Annotated in this window: 16 protein-coding genes; 7 read left to right on the plus strand and 9 right to left on the minus strand. The window is 71.8% G+C overall.

The features are described from left to right. Positions 1-269: 269 nt before the first annotated feature. From ACOACQ_RS01280 to ACOACQ_RS01290, 3 genes are read left to right on the plus strand one after another with little or no spacing between them, the layout of a single operon-like run. The gene (locus ACOACQ_RS01280; protein WP_378597535.1) at positions 270-1,229 is read left to right on the plus strand and encodes an AAA family ATPase; all 960 of its coding nucleotides are present in this window, start codon (positions 270-272) and stop codon (positions 1,227-1,229) included. A gap of 1 nt (position 1,230) precedes the next feature. Beyond that, the gene (locus tag ACOACQ_RS01285; RefSeq protein WP_378597511.1) at positions 1,231-2,460 is read left to right on the plus strand and encodes a DUF58 domain-containing protein; all 1,230 of its coding nucleotides are present in this window, start codon (positions 1,231-1,233) and stop codon (positions 2,458-2,460) included. Then, positions 2,457-4,790 carry a transglutaminaseTgpA domain-containing protein gene (locus tag ACOACQ_RS01290; RefSeq protein ID WP_378597510.1) on the plus strand — a complete coding sequence of 778 codons (2,334 nt, stop codon included), beginning with the start codon at positions 2,457-2,459 and terminating at the stop codon, positions 4,788-4,790. Before ACOACQ_RS01285 ends, ACOACQ_RS01290 begins: the two co-directional genes overlap by 4 nt. Positions 4,791-4,809: 19 nt before the next feature. On the opposite strand, the gene ACOACQ_RS01295 is transcribed toward ACOACQ_RS01290, so the two are convergent. The 5 genes from ACOACQ_RS01295 to ACOACQ_RS01315 form a co-directional block, all read right to left on the minus strand. After that, positions 4,810-5,235 (minus strand): DUF3040 domain-containing protein, encoded by a 426-nt coding sequence (locus ACOACQ_RS01295; protein ID WP_378597509.1) that lies wholly within the window; start codon positions 5,233-5,235, stop codon positions 4,810-4,812. A 109-nt stretch (positions 5,236-5,344) separates the two neighbouring features. After that, entirely contained in the window at positions 5,345-6,610 is a 1,266-nt protein-coding gene (gene dinB / locus ACOACQ_RS01300) for a DNA polymerase IV (RefSeq protein WP_420287435.1), read from the minus strand. 18 nt (positions 6,611-6,628) lie between these two features. Continuing rightward, positions 6,629-7,342 carry a methyltransferase domain-containing protein gene (locus tag ACOACQ_RS01305; protein WP_378597507.1) on the minus strand — a complete coding sequence of 238 codons (714 nt, stop codon included), beginning with the start codon at positions 7,340-7,342 and terminating at the stop codon, positions 6,629-6,631. A gap of 30 nt (positions 7,343-7,372) precedes the next feature. Continuing rightward, complete coding sequence (locus ACOACQ_RS01310) at positions 7,373-7,834, minus strand: SAV_6107 family HEPN domain-containing protein (RefSeq protein ID WP_378597506.1); 462 nt, start codon at positions 7,832-7,834, stop codon at positions 7,373-7,375. A gap of 97 nt (positions 7,835-7,931) precedes the next feature. Further along, on the minus strand, positions 7,932-8,399 hold the full coding sequence (locus ACOACQ_RS01315; RefSeq protein ID WP_378597505.1) for a hypothetical protein: 468 nt from the start codon (positions 8,397-8,399) through the stop codon (positions 7,932-7,934). 61 nt (positions 8,400-8,460) lie between these two features. On the opposite strand from ACOACQ_RS01315, the gene ACOACQ_RS01320 reads away from it, so the two are divergent. Together ACOACQ_RS01320 and ACOACQ_RS01325 are read left to right on the plus strand one after the other, a co-directional pair. Continuing rightward, a complete protein-coding gene (locus ACOACQ_RS01320) occupies positions 8,461-8,934 on the plus strand; it encodes a YbaK/EbsC family protein (RefSeq protein ID WP_378597504.1) in 474 nt (157 codons plus the stop codon). Positions 8,935-8,945: 11 nt separating this feature from the next. After that, positions 8,946-10,262 (plus strand): phytoene desaturase family protein, encoded by a 1,317-nt coding sequence (locus ACOACQ_RS01325; RefSeq protein WP_420287436.1) that lies wholly within the window; start codon positions 8,946-8,948, stop codon positions 10,260-10,262. Positions 10,263-10,280: 18 nt separating this feature from the next. Here ACOACQ_RS01325 and metF read toward each other — a convergent pair whose 3' ends face one another. Further along, positions 10,281-11,171: a methylenetetrahydrofolate reductase [NAD(P)H] gene (gene metF / locus ACOACQ_RS01330; protein ID WP_420287437.1), complete on the minus strand. Its 891-nt coding sequence runs from the start codon at positions 11,169-11,171 to the stop codon at positions 10,281-10,283. 76 nt (positions 11,172-11,247) lie between these two features. Between metF and ACOACQ_RS01335 the strand changes: the two genes are divergently transcribed. Continuing rightward, entirely contained in the window at positions 11,248-12,336 is a 1,089-nt protein-coding gene (locus tag ACOACQ_RS01335; RefSeq protein ID WP_420287438.1) for a polyprenyl synthetase family protein, read from the plus strand. On the opposite strand, the gene ACOACQ_RS01340 is transcribed toward ACOACQ_RS01335, so the two are convergent. The 3 genes from ACOACQ_RS01340 to ACOACQ_RS01350 are packed head-to-tail and all read right to left on the minus strand — an operon-like array spanning position 12,333 to position 13,705. Further along, positions 12,333-12,746 carry a barstar family protein gene (locus ACOACQ_RS01340; protein ID WP_420287439.1) on the minus strand — a complete coding sequence of 138 codons (414 nt, stop codon included), beginning with the start codon at positions 12,744-12,746 and terminating at the stop codon, positions 12,333-12,335. The genes ACOACQ_RS01335 and ACOACQ_RS01340 overlap by 4 nt on opposite strands. 7 nt (positions 12,747-12,753) lie before the next feature. Then, entirely contained in the window at positions 12,754-13,317 is a 564-nt protein-coding gene (locus ACOACQ_RS01345) for a ribonuclease domain-containing protein (RefSeq protein WP_378597499.1), read from the minus strand. A gap of 4 nt (positions 13,318-13,321) precedes the next feature. Then, positions 13,322-13,705, minus strand: a complete 384-nt coding sequence (locus tag ACOACQ_RS01350; RefSeq protein WP_378597498.1) for an Rv2175c family DNA-binding protein — start codon at positions 13,703-13,705, stop codon at positions 13,322-13,324. 115 nt (positions 13,706-13,820) lie between these two features. On the opposite strand from ACOACQ_RS01350, the gene pknB reads away from it, so the two are divergent. Continuing rightward, the gene (gene pknB, locus ACOACQ_RS01355) at positions 13,821-15,917 is read left to right on the plus strand and encodes a Stk1 family PASTA domain-containing Ser/Thr kinase (protein ID WP_420287440.1); all 2,097 of its coding nucleotides are present in this window, start codon (positions 13,821-13,823) and stop codon (positions 15,915-15,917) included.

A 15,917-nucleotide genomic window follows, 5' to 3' on the forward strand; every position in this document is an offset into this window, starting at 1 on the left:
CCACACTACTCCACTTTGCTCCACCGTCAACCACCATTCACCACGAAATCGGTCGCTGGGCGGTCCCAGGCGAGCCGGAGCGCGCAAGAAACCGCAGGTCAGACGCCTGACGAGCGGGGTGGAGCGAAGTGGAGGAGAAGTGGAGCGAAAACGCCGCCCCGGTGGATCGGGGTGGAGGACAGCGCACGCACCCACTGGCGCCGTAGGGTGACTCCACCGATCCACAGCACGACGAGGGAGACGACGTGGAGTCCCAGATCAGCCCACCGATGACCGAGAGCGACGTCGAGTCCGTTGCTCGGGTTGCCGGCCGGATCCGCGCCAACGTCGAGAAGGTCATCGAGGGCAAGAGCGACGTCGTGACCGCCTCGATCATCGTGATGCTCGCGGAGGGCCACCTGCTGATCGAGGACGTACCGGGCGTCGGCAAGACGATGCTGAGCAAGGCGCTGGCCCGCAGCATCGACTCCACGGTCCGCCGGATCCAGTTCACGCCCGACCTGTTGCCCTCGGACATCACGGGCGTCTCCGTCTACAACCAGTCGACGCGCGCGTTCGAGTTCCGTCCGGGCGGCGTGTTCGCCAACGTCGTCATCGGTGACGAGATCAACCGCGCCTCCCCCAAGACCCAGTCAGCGCTGCTGGAGTGCATGGCCGAGCGCCAGGTGACCGTCGACAACGTCACCTACCAGCTCGAGTCGCCGTTCATGGTGATCGCGACGCAGAACCCGGTCGAGATGGAGGGCACGTACCCGCTCCCCGAAGCCCAGCGCGACCGCTTCCTCGCCCGGGTCTCCGTCGGCTACCCGGTACCCGCGGCCGAGATCGCGATGCTGGAGAGCCACGGCACCACCAACCCGCTCGACGACCTCGGCCCGGTCACCGACAGCGCCGAGATCCGCCGCCTGTGCGCGATCGTCGCCCGCGTCCACGTGTCGCCCGCCGTGCAGCGCTATGCCGTCGCACTGACGGTCGCGACCCGCGAGAGCCCCGAACTGCTGCTGGGCGCCTCGCCGCGCGCCACCCTGCACCTGGTCCGCGCCGCGAAGGCCCGCGCCGCCCTGCACCACCGCGACTACGTGCTCCCCGACGACGTACGCGCCCTGCTGCAGCCGGTGCTGGCCCACCGCCTGCTCCCGAGCGCTGAGGCCGCCGTCGGCGGTCGGGGCGCCTCGTCGATCCTCGAGGCCATCGCTGCACAGGTTCCGGTGCCGGACTCCCCTGCCTGACATGGTGCGCCCCAGCCTGTCCTCCCTGACCCTCCGCGGACGAGCCTTCGTCGCGGCGGGTCTGACCGCGGTGGCCTGCGCCCTGGTGTTCGGGCAGCCGGCGCTGACGCGGGTGGGAGTGCTGGTGCTCAGCCTGCCGCTCATCGCGGCCCTCGTCGTGAGCCGCCGCAAGCACGATCCAGCCGTCACCCGGTCCGTGTGGCCGCGGCTCCTGCGCGCCGGCGAGTCCGCCCGCATCGACCTGACCATCACCAGCGACCGCGGGCGATCCGACGGTGCCCTCCTGGTCGAGGACGCCCTCCCCTATGCCCTCGGCAACCGGCCGCGCTTCGTGCTGCAGGGCCTGGGCCAGCGGTGGGAACGCACCGTGAGCTACCCGGTCCGCGCCGACCTCCGCGGGCAGTACGTCGTCGGCCCGCTGAGCGTCCGGATCACCGATCCCTTCGGCCTGGTCGAGCGTCGCCGCTCGATCGCCGGTACGGCGGAGCTGATCGTGACTCCGCGGGTGCTCCCCCTGCGGCCGATTCCCCTGACCGGCGGCTGGCAGGGAGCGGGCGAGCACCGGCCCCAGGCCTTCGCATCGGGTTCGGCCGAGGACGTCAGCGTGCGCGAGTACCGCCGCGGCGACGACCTTCGTCGCGTCCACTGGCGCAGCTCCGCACGCGTGGGTGAGCTGATGGTGCGCCGCGAGGAGCAGCCGTGGGAGGCCCACGCCACGGTGCTGATCGACAACCGCAACTACGCCCACCGCGGCCAGGGACCCGCATCCAGCTTCGAGGCGGCCATCGTCGTGGCGGCCTCCCTGGTGGTCCACCTCGAGCAGCACGGCTACGCCGTCCAGCTCGCCACCGCGGCCGGCACCGAGGCGTCCGGGGCCGAGGAATCGCTGCGCAAGCTCGCGGTTCTCACCACGACCACCCGTGGCTCCCTGGACGTCAGCTGGTGCGGCGACCAGTCCCGCGGTGGCGTCGTCGCCGCTGTCCTCGGCGCGATGATCGGCGGCGACACGGCGTCACTGCGCCGGATCCGCCACGACGCCGGGGTCGCCCTCGGCGTCGTGCTCGATGTCGAGCAGTGGTCGGCGACCCGTGGCAGTGCGGGGCCGGCCGCCGCTGCGTCGCTGCTGGGCGTGCTCGGCTGGCGCGCGGTCGGCATGGGCCCGCGTGATCGACTCGATGCCGCCTGGGGCGACCTCGGCCGCGCACCCGCGCGGGGCGGAGCCAGCCGATGAGCGGTCCGCGCCCCACCCTGTCCTCCACCCTGATCATGGGTGCGGTCGCCGCGGTCACCACCTGGGCGGCGCTCACCGCGTGGCACGGCTTCCTGACCGAGCCCGGCACCTACCTCCGCCGCCTGGCCGCGATCGCCCTGGTGGTCGGCGTCCTCGGCGCACTGCTGCGCTGGCGCAACACGCCTCGATGGGCGGTCGCACTGGTGCAGACCGTGGCAGCGGCGGCCCTGGTGACCTATCAGGTCACCGGGTCCCCCCTGTTCTTCAGCGCTCCCGGCGCGGAGCTCGGCGCGGCCCTGCGGGACGCCATGGACGTGGCGCGCACCTACGCCGCACCGATCGGTCCGCGGGTCGGGCCCGTGTGGCCGCTCCTGGTCGCGAGCGGGGCGGCGTTCATCGTCGTCGTCGACGTGGTGGCCTGCACGTACCGCAAGGTCCCTGCCGCCGGACTGGCCCTGCTCGCCGTCTACTCCGTGCCCAGCGGCCTGCTCGACGGCGGCCCCGGATGGGGAAGCTTCGTCGTGGCGGCCATCGGGTTCCTCGCCCTGCTCCACTTCGATGCCCGCGACCAGCTGCAGCGCTGGGGCCGGACGATCGGCCCCGACGACAACTCGCTGTGGGGCCACGGCAACCCGGTCCGCGAGGCCGCCCGCGCCGGTGCAGCCCGGATCGGGATCACGGCAACAGTCCTGGCCCTCGTCGTCCCGGCGTTCATGCCCGTCCTCGGCGTGGACATCTTCGACTTCGGTGCCGGGCAGGGCAATGGCGACATCCGGATCCGCAAGCCCATCGCCGACATGCGACGCGACCTCGAACGCGAGCAGGACGTGCCCTTGATCGAGGTCGAGACCGACGACCCCGACCCCGAGTACCTCCGGGTCGCGGTGCTCAATCGCTTCACCGGGCAGGAGTGGAGCAACGGCGACCGCGACGTCGACCGTGAGAACACCGCGAGCGGGGAGCTGCCGCCGCCGCCGGGACTTGCCGAGTCCGTGCCCCGCACCGAGTACGACTACGAGCTGGACATCTCCGAGCGGTTCGACTCCACCTGGTTGCCCACGCAGTTCCCCGCCGCGGCCGTCGACGCCGAGGGTGACTGGCGCTTCGACCCCGCGACCATGGACTTCCTCGCCGCGAAGGACAACGACACTCGAGGCCTGTCGTACTCGATGACCTCCCTCGACCCGGACTACGGCACCGACGGCAGGTACTTCCGCAACTCGCGAGCCGGCGACGTGTCCGAGGAGGTCCTCGAACTCCCCCGCGGCGTGCCCGCCATCGTGCGGGACCTCGCCCGCAGCGTCACCGCGCCCGCATCGAACGACTACGAGAGCGCGCTGCTGCTGCAGCGCTGGTTCCGGCGCGACGGCGGCTTCCTCTACGACGTGAGCCGCGCCCCGGACGGTACCGGCAACGGCACCTTCGAGGCCTTCCTGTCCCCCCAGGGAAGGGTCGGGTACTGCGAGCAGTTCGCCTCGGCGATGGCCGTGATGGCCCGCGCCCTCGGGATCCCCGCCCGCGTCGCGGTCGGGTTCCTCGAACCGACTGCACTGGGTGACGGTCGCTGGGAGTACAGCAGCCACGACCTGCACGCGTGGCCCGAGCTCTACTTCTCCGGCACCGGTTGGGTGCGCTTCGAGCCCACTCCGTCCGAGCGGGTGGAGGACGTGCCGGACTACTCGCGGGTCCCCGTCAACGGGATCGGCGAGGAGCCGTCCATCCCCACGAACAGCACGTCCCGGAGCCCGAGCGGTACGGCGACCGTCGCGCCGACCACACGACCCGCCGACCCCAACGCGGAGGACCCCAACGCCGGGCAGGACGAGAACGACGGTCGCAGCACCCTCCAGCGCGTGCTCATCGTCCTCGGTGTCCTCGCACTGGTCCTGTTGCTCGTCGTCGGGCTCCTGTTCGGCCCCCGGTCGTTGCGGCGACAGGCCCGGCGCAGCCGACTGGACGGCGGGCCCGACGAGGTCTGGTCCGAGCTGCGCGCGACCGCGCACGACCTCGGCGTGCCCTGGCCCGACGGTCGCTCACCCCGCGAGGTCGGGACCGTCCTGGTCGAGCACCTCGCCGACCCCGCCGGTCCTCCCGAGGAACGCCCCCGCACGGGACCGGACGTGGCGCCCGACGCCGCGGAGGCGCTCGAGCGCCTCGTGCTGCACGTCGAGCGGGCCCGCTACGCGCGCCCCGGAGCGGTCACGACCCTGGAGCGGTCCACGCTCAGCGCCGACGCCGAACTGGTGGCGGCCTCCATCACCGCAGGAGTGACCCCGCGCGAGCGCCAACGCGCGCGGTGGTTGCCGCGCTCGATGTGGAAGCGGAACTGAAGGCCCGGGGGCCGATCAGTCAGAAACCGCCACGCTCTTTCCTGCGGCGCCAGCGCGCCTGGAGCGTGTCCATGAAGCCGGACGACGACTTGCCCGAGCGGGACTTGTTGCTCCGGCCGCCGTGGACGACACCGAAACCGGACGGGTGGGCCGCGACCTGGGGGTCCGGGCCACCGCGGCGGCCGCCGAGCGCGGTGAGGAGCACCGTGGCCGAGGCAAGCATGATCACGAAGCCGGCGACGCCGACCGGCCAGTAGCCGCTGACAGCACCGGTCATCATCACGGTGACACCGACAGCGAAGACCACTCCGGCCAGGATGGCGCGCCGACGAGCTGCTTGACGCAGTGAAGTGCCGCGCAGCGTCGAGGCGAACTTCGGGTCCTCCTCGCTGAGGGCGCGCTCCATCTGCTCCAGCAGTCGCAGCTCCTCGTCTGAGAGTGGCACCGATTCCTCCGACACATGCGGGGCGCAGATCCGCCCGTTGGCTCTCCACCAAGTGTAGGCGGGCATCCGCAGCCGGGGTAGGGCGTCCCGCGAAATAGTGCGTTCGTGCTCAGTCCGTGGCCCTTTCGGGCCACCCCGGGCGAGGGTAAGGGCGCTCACCTGCGCCCAGCAGGCTTGCGCGGCGGACCGCACTCGAGCCGAAGCGGAGGGCTGCCCGGTCGACCGCGCGGTCGGCGTCGGGCCAGCCCGGGTCGCGCTCCCCGAGCACCAGCTGCCGGGAGTCGCCCCCCTGCCGGGCCCGCAGTCCCTCGACCCGCACGCCGACCAGCCGGACTGCCGGTCGCCGCGGGGCCATGGCGTCGAGGAGCAGGTCGAGCAGGGCCACCGCGACGTCGTACACCTCCTGGGTGACGTCGGTGGGCTCACGCAGGGTGCGTGACCGGTTGACCGTGGTGAAGTCACTGAACCGGACCGTGATGGCGACGGTGCGGCCGCACTTGCCTGCGGAACGAACGCGCGCGGCGACCCGGCTCACGAGTCGCAGCAGCTCGCGATGGAGGGCGCGGCGATCGCGGATGTCGACGGCGAGCGTGTGCTGGGCGCCCATGCTCCCCTCGGGCTCGCCCTCGCCGAACCCGAACACCCCGGCGCCGCCGGGCACCAGCTCGCTGCGGTCGGTCCCCCACACCAGCGTGTGCAGGTGATGGCCGAGGTGGCCGCCGACCATCCGCTGCAGCTGGTCGACCGGGAGGGCGGCCACGTCACCCACCGTCTGGAGCCCCAGCCGCAGCAGGCGCTGACGGGTCGCCTCGCCGACGCCGTAGAGCACGCCGACGTCGAGCGGGTGCACCTCGGCGACGATCCGGTCCGGGGAGATCACCCGGACCCCGTCGGGCTTGGCCTGGCGGCTCGCGAGCTTGGCCACCGAGATGGACGCGGCGATGCCGACCGAGCACGTGATCTGGTGCTGGGCGTGGATCCGCGCCCGGATCAGTTCGGCGATGTCCTCCGGTGGGCCGAACAGCCGCACCGCTCCCCGCACGTCGAGGAACGCCTCGTCGAGCGATGTCACCTCCACCAGCGGCGTGATCGTGCGAAACGTCTCCATGATGGCTCGCGACACCGGCGTCAGGACGGAGAAGTCCGGCGGCATGGTGACCGCGTGGGGACACAGTCGGCGCGCTTCGGTGCCGGACATGCCGGACCTGATCCCGAAGCGGCGCGCGGGGTAGTTCGCCGACAGGACGACACCGCGGTGGCCGCCGCCGACGACCACCGGCACGTGGTGCAGCTCGGGTCGCTCGCGGATCATCACGGCCGCGTAGAACGCGTCCATGTCGACGTGGAGGATCGGGCAGACGGGCGGTGCGGTCATCGACCGACCGCCCAGGTGTCACTGCCAGCGAGCGAGCACGTGCAGCTGCGCGGCGAGGTGGAAGTACTCCGGGCGCTCGGCGACCGCGCGCTCCAGGTCGATGAGGGCCGCGACCGCACCGGGTTCGATGTCGACCAGCGCTGCGGGCACGAGGTCGGTGAAGACCCGCACCCCGTGCATCGTGGTGGTCGCGAAGCCGGCGCCGGCGAGCAGCTCCTCGATCTCGCCCAGGGCGAAACGACGGCCGGTGCGGTGGTCGACCGTCTCGACACCGTCGAGCAGGGCGCGGGCCTGCGCGAAGTTCCCGGACATTGCCCGTGCGAGGACGGCAGCGTGGCGCTGCCCGACCACGAGGCTGAGCAGTCCGCCCGGCCGCAGCACCTGCGCGATGTGGTCCAGCGCGAGCACCGGGTCGACGACCTCGAGGACCCCGTGGCACAGGACAACGTCGGCGCTGCCTGCGCCGACGACATCGACCAGGTCGGTGACGTCACCCTGCAGGCCCGAGACCTCCAGGTCGGCCTCCTGGGCGCGTCGCCCCAGGGCGGCGAGGGCATCGGGACTCGGGTCGACGACGCGCACCCGGTGGCCCGACTCGGCCAGGCGTACGGCGAAGCCGCCGGTGCCGCCGCCGAGGTCGACCACGTCGCGGGGGCCGTCGGCGAGGGCCGCTTCGAGCGCATCCCAGACGACGGCAGTCCGCACCGAACCACGCTGCTCGCGAGAGGCCATGCGGGAAACACTAGTGGGCCCGGGGACGGATCAGCCGACGGCCCGGACAACCAGCTGCTCACCGACGGGGGCGTGCGGGGTCAGGCCCAGGGCCTGCTCGACCAGGGCAAGGAAGCGATCGGCGTCGCGGACCAGGTCATCGGCTTCTCGCGGCGACGCCGCACGGGAGGACCCTGCCTCGGCGGCGGCACGCTTGGTGGCCCCGGCCGCGAAGAAGGTCGCCCACTCCCCCATCTCGGGCGCCACCTCGGCCAGCAGCACCCACGCGTTCTTCTGGTGCCGCATCCGACCCGTGGCCGGGCGCGCCCGCGCCGACAGCAGGGCAGCGGCCGCCCGGAGCGCCGCGACGTGGGCGCATGCGTAGCGCGTGGCGACGTCGCCGGCCGACACGGCCTCGCTGAGCGACTGCGCCGCGCGAAGGAGGTAGTTGTGGGTGGTCGCCGGCAGGGTGTGCGGGCCGACCTGGAACGAGGGGGCGAACTGCTGGTCCACGGAACGGTCTCCTTCGAACGAAGTTCGAACACTTGTTCGAACGATTCGAAGGTACACCCCGGCTCCGACACGACGTCAAGAGTCGGTCAGGAGTCGATCAGGAGTCGATCGGGGCCGTGTCCTTCTGCGCCAGCTCGCGACCGGCGTCGCGCACGAAGTGGTGGCTCTGGGGGTGCCAGATGAAGACCAGCGTCACGGCACTGAGCACCGCCGCAGCGATCGCGGACCACTCGACGAGCGTCGGCGGGTCGGTCCGCACGGTCGCGACGGTGACCACGAAGATGCTGACGACGATGCAGGCCAGCGAGTGGCGCGCCCAGTTGTTGCCCGTGCGGAAGAGCGCGATCAGCGTGGCCGCGAGGACAGCCGTGACGCCGTACAGGACCAGGATGACGGGCACGAACTCGACGGGCTGGACGGTGCTGTCACCGACCTGCATGGGCGACCAGACGGCCCCGAGGTCGTCGCTCTTGACCACGACCATCACGCACACGAGCGCTCCGGCCGCCAGCAGGAACCACAACAGCCAGCACGCGAGCTCGACTGCCGGTGGTCTCTTGGTCATCGTTCCTCCTGCATCAGCGGGCTGTCCATCGGCGGGCGGGCCCGGTCGATAGGGTCTCCCCATGTCGGCCGACCACCCCTCGATCGCCCGGTTCCGCGAGGAACACGAGCGCCTCAGCGGTAGCGGGGAGATTGTCATTCTGCCCGACACGGTCCACACGGCCGCACTTGCGGCCGAGGCGCTCGGCTGCGAGGTCGGTGCGATCGCGAACAGTCTGCTCTTCGATGCCGACGGAACTCCCGTCCTCATCCTGACCTCGGGTGCCCACCGGGTCGACACGGCGCTCACCCGCGAGCGGATCGGTGGCGCGGAGCTGCGACGGGCGAAGCCGGACTTCGTGAAGCAGCACACCGGCCAGGTGATCGGCGGGGTGTCCCCCATCGCCCACCCGGCGCCGATCGCGACCTACCTCGACTCATGGCTCAAGAAGTACGACGTCGTCTGGGCCGCCGCCGGTCACCCGGCCGCGGTCTTCTCGACGTCGTACGACGAACTCCTGGCGCTGACCGGCGCCACCCCGATCGACGTCGACTAGAACGGACACCCATGGCACGCATCGTCGTCATCGGAGGTGGACTCGGTGGCATGGCCACCGCCGCCCGCCTTTCCAAGCAGGGCCACGAGGTGGCGCTGCTGGAAGCCGCCGGCCACCTCGGCGGCGCGCTCGCGCCCGTCCACCAGGACGACTTCACCTGGGACGCCGGGCCGACGTCGACACTGGTGCCGGCCGCGCTGCGCGACCTGTTCCGCAAGACCGGTCGTCCGCTCGAGACCGAGCTCGGGTGCGACCTCGAACCGCTCCCCGTCCTGCGCGAGCACCGCTTCGCGGACCGGACGTCGGTGCAGGTTCCCGGCGGTTCGCGTGCCGACCAGATGACCGCGATGGACACCCTCGGTCCCGGCCTCGGCGAGAAGTGGGCCCGCCACGTCGACGTCTATGGTCCGGTGTGGGACGTGCTGCGCAAGCACTACGTCGAGACACCCTGGGATCCGCGCACGAAGGGTGCCGTCCCCAAGGACCTCGACGACCTGTTCGACATCCGCGAGACGCTCTACAAGCGGCTGCGCCACGACTTCCGCGACGAGCGCCTGGCGCTGATCGCCGGACACCTGGCCATCGCCGAGGGCCACGACCTCCGCAACACCCCCTCCTGGGTGGGCGTGACGTCGTACCTCGAGCAGACCTTCGGCGGCTGGCGGATCCCCGGCGGCATGCGTCGCCTGCTCGAGCTGCTCGAAACGCGCCTGACGCTGCGCGAGGTCACCGTCCGCACCGGCACCGAGGTCATCGACCTGGTCATCCGGGAGGGGCGCGTCGTAGGTGTCCGCACGGCTGAGGGCGAGGCCGACGCAGACGCCGTGGTCGTCGCGATCGACCCGCGTCGCCTGCCGTCCCTGGCGTCGTACGTCGAACGCACCATGCCGGCCATTCCGCCGGTCGTGGCCCACCTCGGCCTGGAGGGAGACGTCCCCGACCTGTCGCACGAGATCGTCTTCCACGCCGAACCGCTGATCACCGTGCGGCCGGGCGGGGAGGCACCCGAGGGCGGTGCCGCGTGGACGCTGCACGGTCGGGGCAAGATCGCCGAGGACATGGTCGACGCCCTCGTCCGGCACGGCATCGACATCCGGGAGAACATCGTCACCCGCGTCGACCTCTCGCCGCGCGACCTCGTCGAGCAGTGGCGCGGATCGCCGCTCGGCGTGCTGTGGCAGGGCCGTGGCACGGTCCGTCACCGCCTCGGCCCGACCACACCCGTCCAGGGCGTGTACGTCGCCGGCGCGCACGGCGCACCGGGCGCCGGCGTCCCGTTCGTGACGCAGTCGGCAGCGCTCGTGGCGAGCCTGATCGGCCCCGCCTGACGCCTTCGGACCGGTCGGTCAGACCGTGATCTGCAGCGCTTCGAAGATCTCGAGCGTCGCCTTCGACCGGTTGAGCGTGTAGAAGTGCAGGCCCGGCGCGCCGCCGGCCAGCAGCTCGTGGCAGAGCTCGGCCGCGACCTTGATGCCCTCGGCGCGAACGGCGGCAGGGTCGCCGTCGAACGCGGCGATCCGCGCGACGATGTCGTCGGGGACGCTGGTGCCGATCAGCTCGCCCTGGCGACGGATCGCGCTCAGGTTCAGGATCGGCATGATGCCGGGCAGGATCGGGATGTCCGCACCGCGGGCACGGACGCGCTCGACGAGGCCGAAGTAGTCCTCGGCGCGGAAGAACATCTGGGTGACGGCGAACTCGGCACCGGCCTCGGCCTTGGCGACCAGGACGTCGGCATCGTGGTCGAGCGACGCAGCGGACGGGTGGCCCTCGGGGAACGCAGCGACGCCGACGCGGAAGTCACCGCGCGAGCGCGCCAGCTCGACGAGGTCGACGGCGTAGTTGAGGCCACCCTCGGTGGGCGTCCAGTCGGCGCGCGGACCCTCCTGCGGGTCACCCCGCAGCGCCATCACGTGGCTGACGCCTTCGGCGACGTAGGAGTCGAGGATGCCCTCGAGCTCCTCGCGGGTGTGCCCGACGCAGGTGAGGTGGGCCATCGGGACGAGCTCGGTCTCGCGGGCGATCCGGCCGGTGATGGACACCGTCTTGTCGCGGGTGGCGCCGCCGGCGCCGTACGTCACGGAGACGAAGGTGGGGCGGTAGGGCTCGAGGGCCCGGATCGCGTCCCAGAGCTGGGCTTCGCCCGCGTCATCCTTGGGGGGAAAGAACTCGAACGAGAAGGACCGTCCGCCATCACGGAGGATCTCGCCGAGGGAGCGCCCAGCACCGGTAGTCATGGGCGGAAGTCTAGATGTGGCGGGCACGGCAGGGGGCATCGTCTCGACTTCCCGACACCTCACTAGGCTCGGGCAGGTGAACGAGCAGGCGTGGGACCCGACCAGTTTTCGCACGACGGTCCAGGCCACGGTGGATGCGTTCCTCTCCGAGCAGGAAGCACGCCTCGCTCCCCTGGGCACCGACGCCACCCGGCTCATGGCCGAGGCCCGGGCGCTGGTGTCCGGCGGCAAGCGGTTCCGTGCGGCGTTCTGCCACTGGGGCTTCGCCGCGATCGCCGGCATCCCGCACGGCACCGAGGCCGAGGCCGTCGGCCGCGCCTCCGCGTCGCTGGAGCTGCTGCACGCGAGCGCCCTGGTCCACGACGACCTGATGGACGCCTCCGACACCCGGCGCGGACGTCCCGCCACGCACCGCGGCTTCGAGGCCGAGCACCGCGCCGACGGATGGCGTGGTGACGCGGAGCAGTACGGCGCCGCGGCAGCCATCCTTCTGGGCGACCTGCTCCTCTCGTGGGCCGACGAGCTGCTGCGTCGCTGCGGCCTGGACCGGGACCGCGTCGGTCCGGCACTCGACGTGTTCGACCTGTGCCGCTCGGAGGTGATCGCCGGCCAGTTCCTCGACGTCTCCGTCCAGGCGCGCGGCCGCGCCAGCGTCGAGCAGGCGATGACGGTGCTGCGCTACAAGTCCGCGAAGTACTCCATCGAGCGACCGCTGCACGTCGGCGCCGCACTCGCCGGGGCCGACGCCGCCACCCTCGACCTGCTCACTGCCTTCGGACTGCCGCTCGGCGAGGCGTTCCAGCTGCGCGACGACCTGCTCGGCGTCTTCGGCGACCCGGCCACCACGGGCAAGCCGGCCGGCGACGACCTCGTCGAGGGCAAGCGGACCGTGCTCGTCGCGCTGGCGCTCGACGCCGCTTCGCCCGCCGACGCTGCTCGCCTGGACGCAGCGCTCGGCACGGCCCTGACCGAGGCCGAGGTCGCCGAGCTGCGCACGGTCATCGACGGGTGCGGGGCGCGCGAGCAGGTCGAGTCGATGATCGAGGAGCTGACCACCCGCGCGGTGGCGGCACTCGATGCCGGCCAGGCAGCCGGCAGCTGGAACGCGCAGGCGTGCCTGGTGCTCCGGCAGCTGGCGGCCGCGGCGACCAGCCGCGCCTACTAGGCCAACAGCGGTACGACGTCTTCCAGCCCGGGTCCACGCAACAGGACCTGCAGCACGGGGTCGTTCTCTTCCCGCTCGCCGAGCACCCGGGTCACGCGGGCGAAGTCGGCCGGCGCGCCGCGGGCGAAGCCGGACCACGCGTCCCACAACAGGACCGTCGGGCCCGACAGGTCGCGCAGGCAGTCGTTGAGGGCGTCGAGGTTCGTGCCGTAGTGCGGCGGGAACGCCAGCGCCTCCCCGATCGCACGCAACACGTCAGCGCGGCTCTCGAGACCGACGCCGTCGACGTACCCGAAGGTCCAGCCGGCGTGCTCCACCGCGTGCCGCACGTCGGCAACGTCGAGGCCGGACTCCCAGCGGTGCACGCCCGGGGCGTGGCGTCCGGCGAGGACGGCTGCCAGTCCGCTCATCTCCGGCTCATCTCCAGATCCTCTCGAAGGATTCGTAGTGGTCCTCGGTCCAGTAGAACTCTCCCCCGTCGCCGGCGATGATCCGCCGCGCGCCACGGTGCGAGAGTCCGGGTGTCTCGACGGTGTACTCCGCGTAGTAGCCGCGCTGCCTGTCCGGGAGGACGCCCTCGAAGTTGCCGAAGGTCGAGCCGTCCTTGCCCGGATGGGGGTACGGGCCGCCGTCGTCGATGCGCGCGAGCGTCTCAGCCGCTTCGGGCGGCAGCTGGTCGACCGCGACGTACCGGAAGCCGTCACGGTCCTGGGCCGGCATGTTGCTGTCGTTGCCGACGCCGGCGGTCCGCGACGTGGCCGGGTCGGACGGACCTGCGTCCTTGGTCGGCGAAGGCTTCGGCTGGTTCGACGGGGTGGCCGACGGGCTCGACGACGTGCTGGCGTCGTCGCGGCCCTGCGACCTCGTGTCGTCGTCCGCGCCGCGGTTCTGCAGCCACCAGACCGCCAGCAGCAGGGCCACGGTGACAACTGTCGAGACGACCTGTCGGGTCCGCCGGCTCATCTGCGGCATCTGCACCATCGGGTCAGAGCAGCAGTGCCTGGGCGCGGCGCTTGACCTCGGCGCCGCGGTTCTCCCGCAGGGCATCGATCGGCCGGCCGGGCAGGTCGGCGTCCAGGAAGATCCACGCGATGCACTCACGGTCGTCGAAACCGTTGTCGTGCAGCACGGTGAGCAGCCCCGGGAGGCCCTTGACCGGCTCGCCGTCGACGATGAACAGCGACGGAATCCCCTGCTTCACACCGGTCGTCGGCACCAGGGCGGGGACGGCGGCAGCGAGCTGGTGGTCGCGGACCATCGTGCGGGCCTTGGCGGGCGTCACGCCGAGCAGTTCGGCCGCCTCCTCCCACGTCAACCAGTCGGAGACGAGGGCGGCAAGGTCCTGTTCGGCCAGTCGCGGTTCACTCATGGACCCATCTTCCCCTACGGCGTGCCCGATCGGTGAGCGTGGCCTCGCGCCGTACGATGTCCCTCCCGGTCACCTTCCCCGGCCGGCCCAGCGGAACATGCACAGGAGGGTCGCTGTGCGAGACGATCAGCGTGCCCGCGGCGACGGCGCCGCGCGACCGGGCGACCCCCGCCGCACCCAGGACCACCAGAGCGGGCGCCTGCTCGACAACCGCTACCGGATCGGCTCGCGGATCGCCCGCGGCGGCATGGCCAGCGTCTACGAAGCCGTCGACACCCGCCTGGATCGCACCGTCGCCGTCAAGATCATGCACCCGGGACTGGGCGACGCGACGTCCCACGACGACGACTCGTTCGCCCGGCGCTTCGTCCGCGAAGCACGTTCAGCGGCACGGCTGTCGCACTCCAACGTGGTCGCGGTCTACGACCAGGGCCGGGACGAGACCGGCGACGGCACCATCTACCTGGTGATGGAGTACGTCCCCGGCCACACGCTGCGCGACACGATCACCAAGGAAGCGCCGATGTCGCCCGAACGGGCGCTGGCGATCATCGACCCGGTGCTCTCGGCGCTCGCCGCGGCCCACCGGGCGGGCCTGATCCACCGTGACGTGAAGCCCGAGAACGTCCTCATCGCCGACGACGGCCGGATCAAGGTCGCCGACTTCGGCCTCGCCAAGGCAGTGAGCTCCGACACCCAGCACACGGCGACCAACGGCGTGCTCATCGGAACCGTGTCGTACCTCGCTCCCGAGCTGGTCATCGAGCAGCGCGCCGACGCACGCGCCGACGTGTACGCCGTCGGCGTGATCCTGTTCGAGCTGCTCACCGGCACCAAGCCGCACACCGGCGAGAGCCCGATCGCCGTGGCCTACCGCCACGTCCACCACGACGTGCCCGCCCCGTCGAGCGTCGTCCCCGGCCTTCCCGCGTACGTCGACGCGCTGGTCGCGCGCGCAACGACACGCGACCCCAGCCTGCGCCCCTCCGACGCGACGGTGCTGCTGCACCACGTGCACCGGGTCAGCCATGCCCTGCAGAGCGGGGTCCGCGATGATCCCGAACTGGTCGACGACCTTCTGCCCAACGCGCGGGTGGCCGAGTCCGACGAGCTCCGGGACGCCGGCAACGACACGACGCCCGAGCCGGTGAGCTCGTTGTGGGAAAGCACGCCCGACCTGGTCCCCTCCCGGTCCGATGGGCGGCCCACTGCGGAGGATCGCGAGTCGACGACAGTGATCCCGGCCCCCATGCCGGCCGCGCCGCGCTCGCTCCCTCCGGCCCGACCACAGCAGCAGGCTCCCCGGGAGCGCCGCGGCCGACGCGGCGTCGTACTCGCCCTGCTGGTGGCGCTGGTCGTCGCCGCGCTCGGCGCGGGCGGCTACTGGCTCGGTTGGGGTCGCTACACGACGACTCCGAGCGTGGTGAGCCTGGACCAGGCGGCCGCCGAGGCGAAGCTCGATGACGCCGGCCTCGAAGCGAGCGTCGAGCAGGAGGTCTACTCCGAGAGCGTCGCCGCGGGCGTCGTGATCGCGACGGATCCCAAGCCCGGCGAACGGATCCTGCCCGGTGACACCGTCGAGCTGACCGTGTCGCGCGGCAAGGAGCGCTACGACGTCCCCGACCTGCGCGGGATGACCGTCGACGAGGCGGAAGCTGCGCTCGCCGAGGTCAAGATGGTCCTCGGCCAGACCACGGAGGCCTACTCCGACACCGTCCCGAAGGGCCAGGTCGTCGCGACCAACCCTGCGTTCGGCACGCCGGCCGCCCGGACCCAGCCGCCCAACACGACGGTCGACCTGGTGGTCAGCAAGGGCAAGACGCCGATCAAGGTGCGCGACTGGACCGGCCGCGACGCAGAGAAGATCGAGAAGGGCCTGGAGAGCCGCGGCGTGCAGGTCAAGGTGACCGACTCGGAGTTCAGCGACGAGATCGCCGAGGGCGCGATCATCAGCCAGAACCCGAAGACCGGTGTCGTCTACAAGGGCGACACCGTCGAGCTGGTCGTCTCCAAGGGCCCCGAGCTCGTGGCCGTGCCGGCGGTGCGTTACCTCTCCACCAAGGACGCCGTCGACAAGCTCGAGGCGCTCGGCTTCAAGGTGAAGAAGGAGCACGCCTCCATCTTCCTGAGCGGCCAGGTGGCGTGGGCCACGGATCCGGAAGCCGGGGAACGGGTCAAGAAGGGCAGCCGGATCATCCTCTATATCGTCTGA

Origin of the sequence: Nocardioides sp. CPCC 206347, from assembly GCF_048654605.1 — a bacterium.
In the GTDB taxonomy this organism is placed as follows: Bacteria; Actinomycetota; Actinomycetes; order Propionibacteriales; family Nocardioidaceae; genus Nocardioides.

Coding starts and splice junctions, on each gene's coding strand:
- ACOACQ_RS01280 (WP_378597535.1), top strand. CDS start 270: ATGACCGAGAGCGACGTCGAGTCCGTTGCTCGGGTTGCCGGCCGGATC.
- ACOACQ_RS01285 (WP_378597511.1), top strand. CDS start 1,231: ATGGTGCGCCCCAGCCTGTCCTCCCTGACCCTCCGCGGACGAGCCTTC.
- ACOACQ_RS01290 (WP_378597510.1), top strand. CDS start 2,457: ATGAGCGGTCCGCGCCCCACCCTGTCCTCCACCCTGATCATGGGTGCG.
- dinB (WP_420287435.1), bottom strand. CDS start 6,610: ATGACCGCACCGCCCGTCTGCCCGATCCTCCACGTCGACATGGACGCG.
- ACOACQ_RS01305 (WP_378597507.1), bottom strand. CDS start 7,342: ATGGCCTCTCGCGAGCAGCGTGGTTCGGTGCGGACTGCCGTCGTCTGG.
- ACOACQ_RS01315 (WP_378597505.1), bottom strand. CDS start 8,399: ATGACCAAGAGACCACCGGCAGTCGAGCTCGCGTGCTGGCTGTTGTGG.
- ACOACQ_RS01320 (WP_378597504.1), top strand. CDS start 8,461: ATGTCGGCCGACCACCCCTCGATCGCCCGGTTCCGCGAGGAACACGAG.
- ACOACQ_RS01325 (WP_420287436.1), top strand. CDS start 8,946: ATGGCACGCATCGTCGTCATCGGAGGTGGACTCGGTGGCATGGCCACC.
- metF (WP_420287437.1), bottom strand. CDS start 11,171: ATGACTACCGGTGCTGGGCGCTCCCTCGGCGAGATCCTCCGTGATGGC.
- ACOACQ_RS01340 (WP_420287439.1), bottom strand. CDS start 12,746: ATGAGCGGACTGGCAGCCGTCCTCGCCGGACGCCACGCCCCGGGCGTG.
- ACOACQ_RS01345 (WP_378597499.1), bottom strand. CDS start 13,317: ATGGTGCAGATGCCGCAGATGAGCCGGCGGACCCGACAGGTCGTCTCG.
- ACOACQ_RS01350 (WP_378597498.1), bottom strand. CDS start 13,705: ATGAGTGAACCGCGACTGGCCGAACAGGACCTTGCCGCCCTCGTCTCC.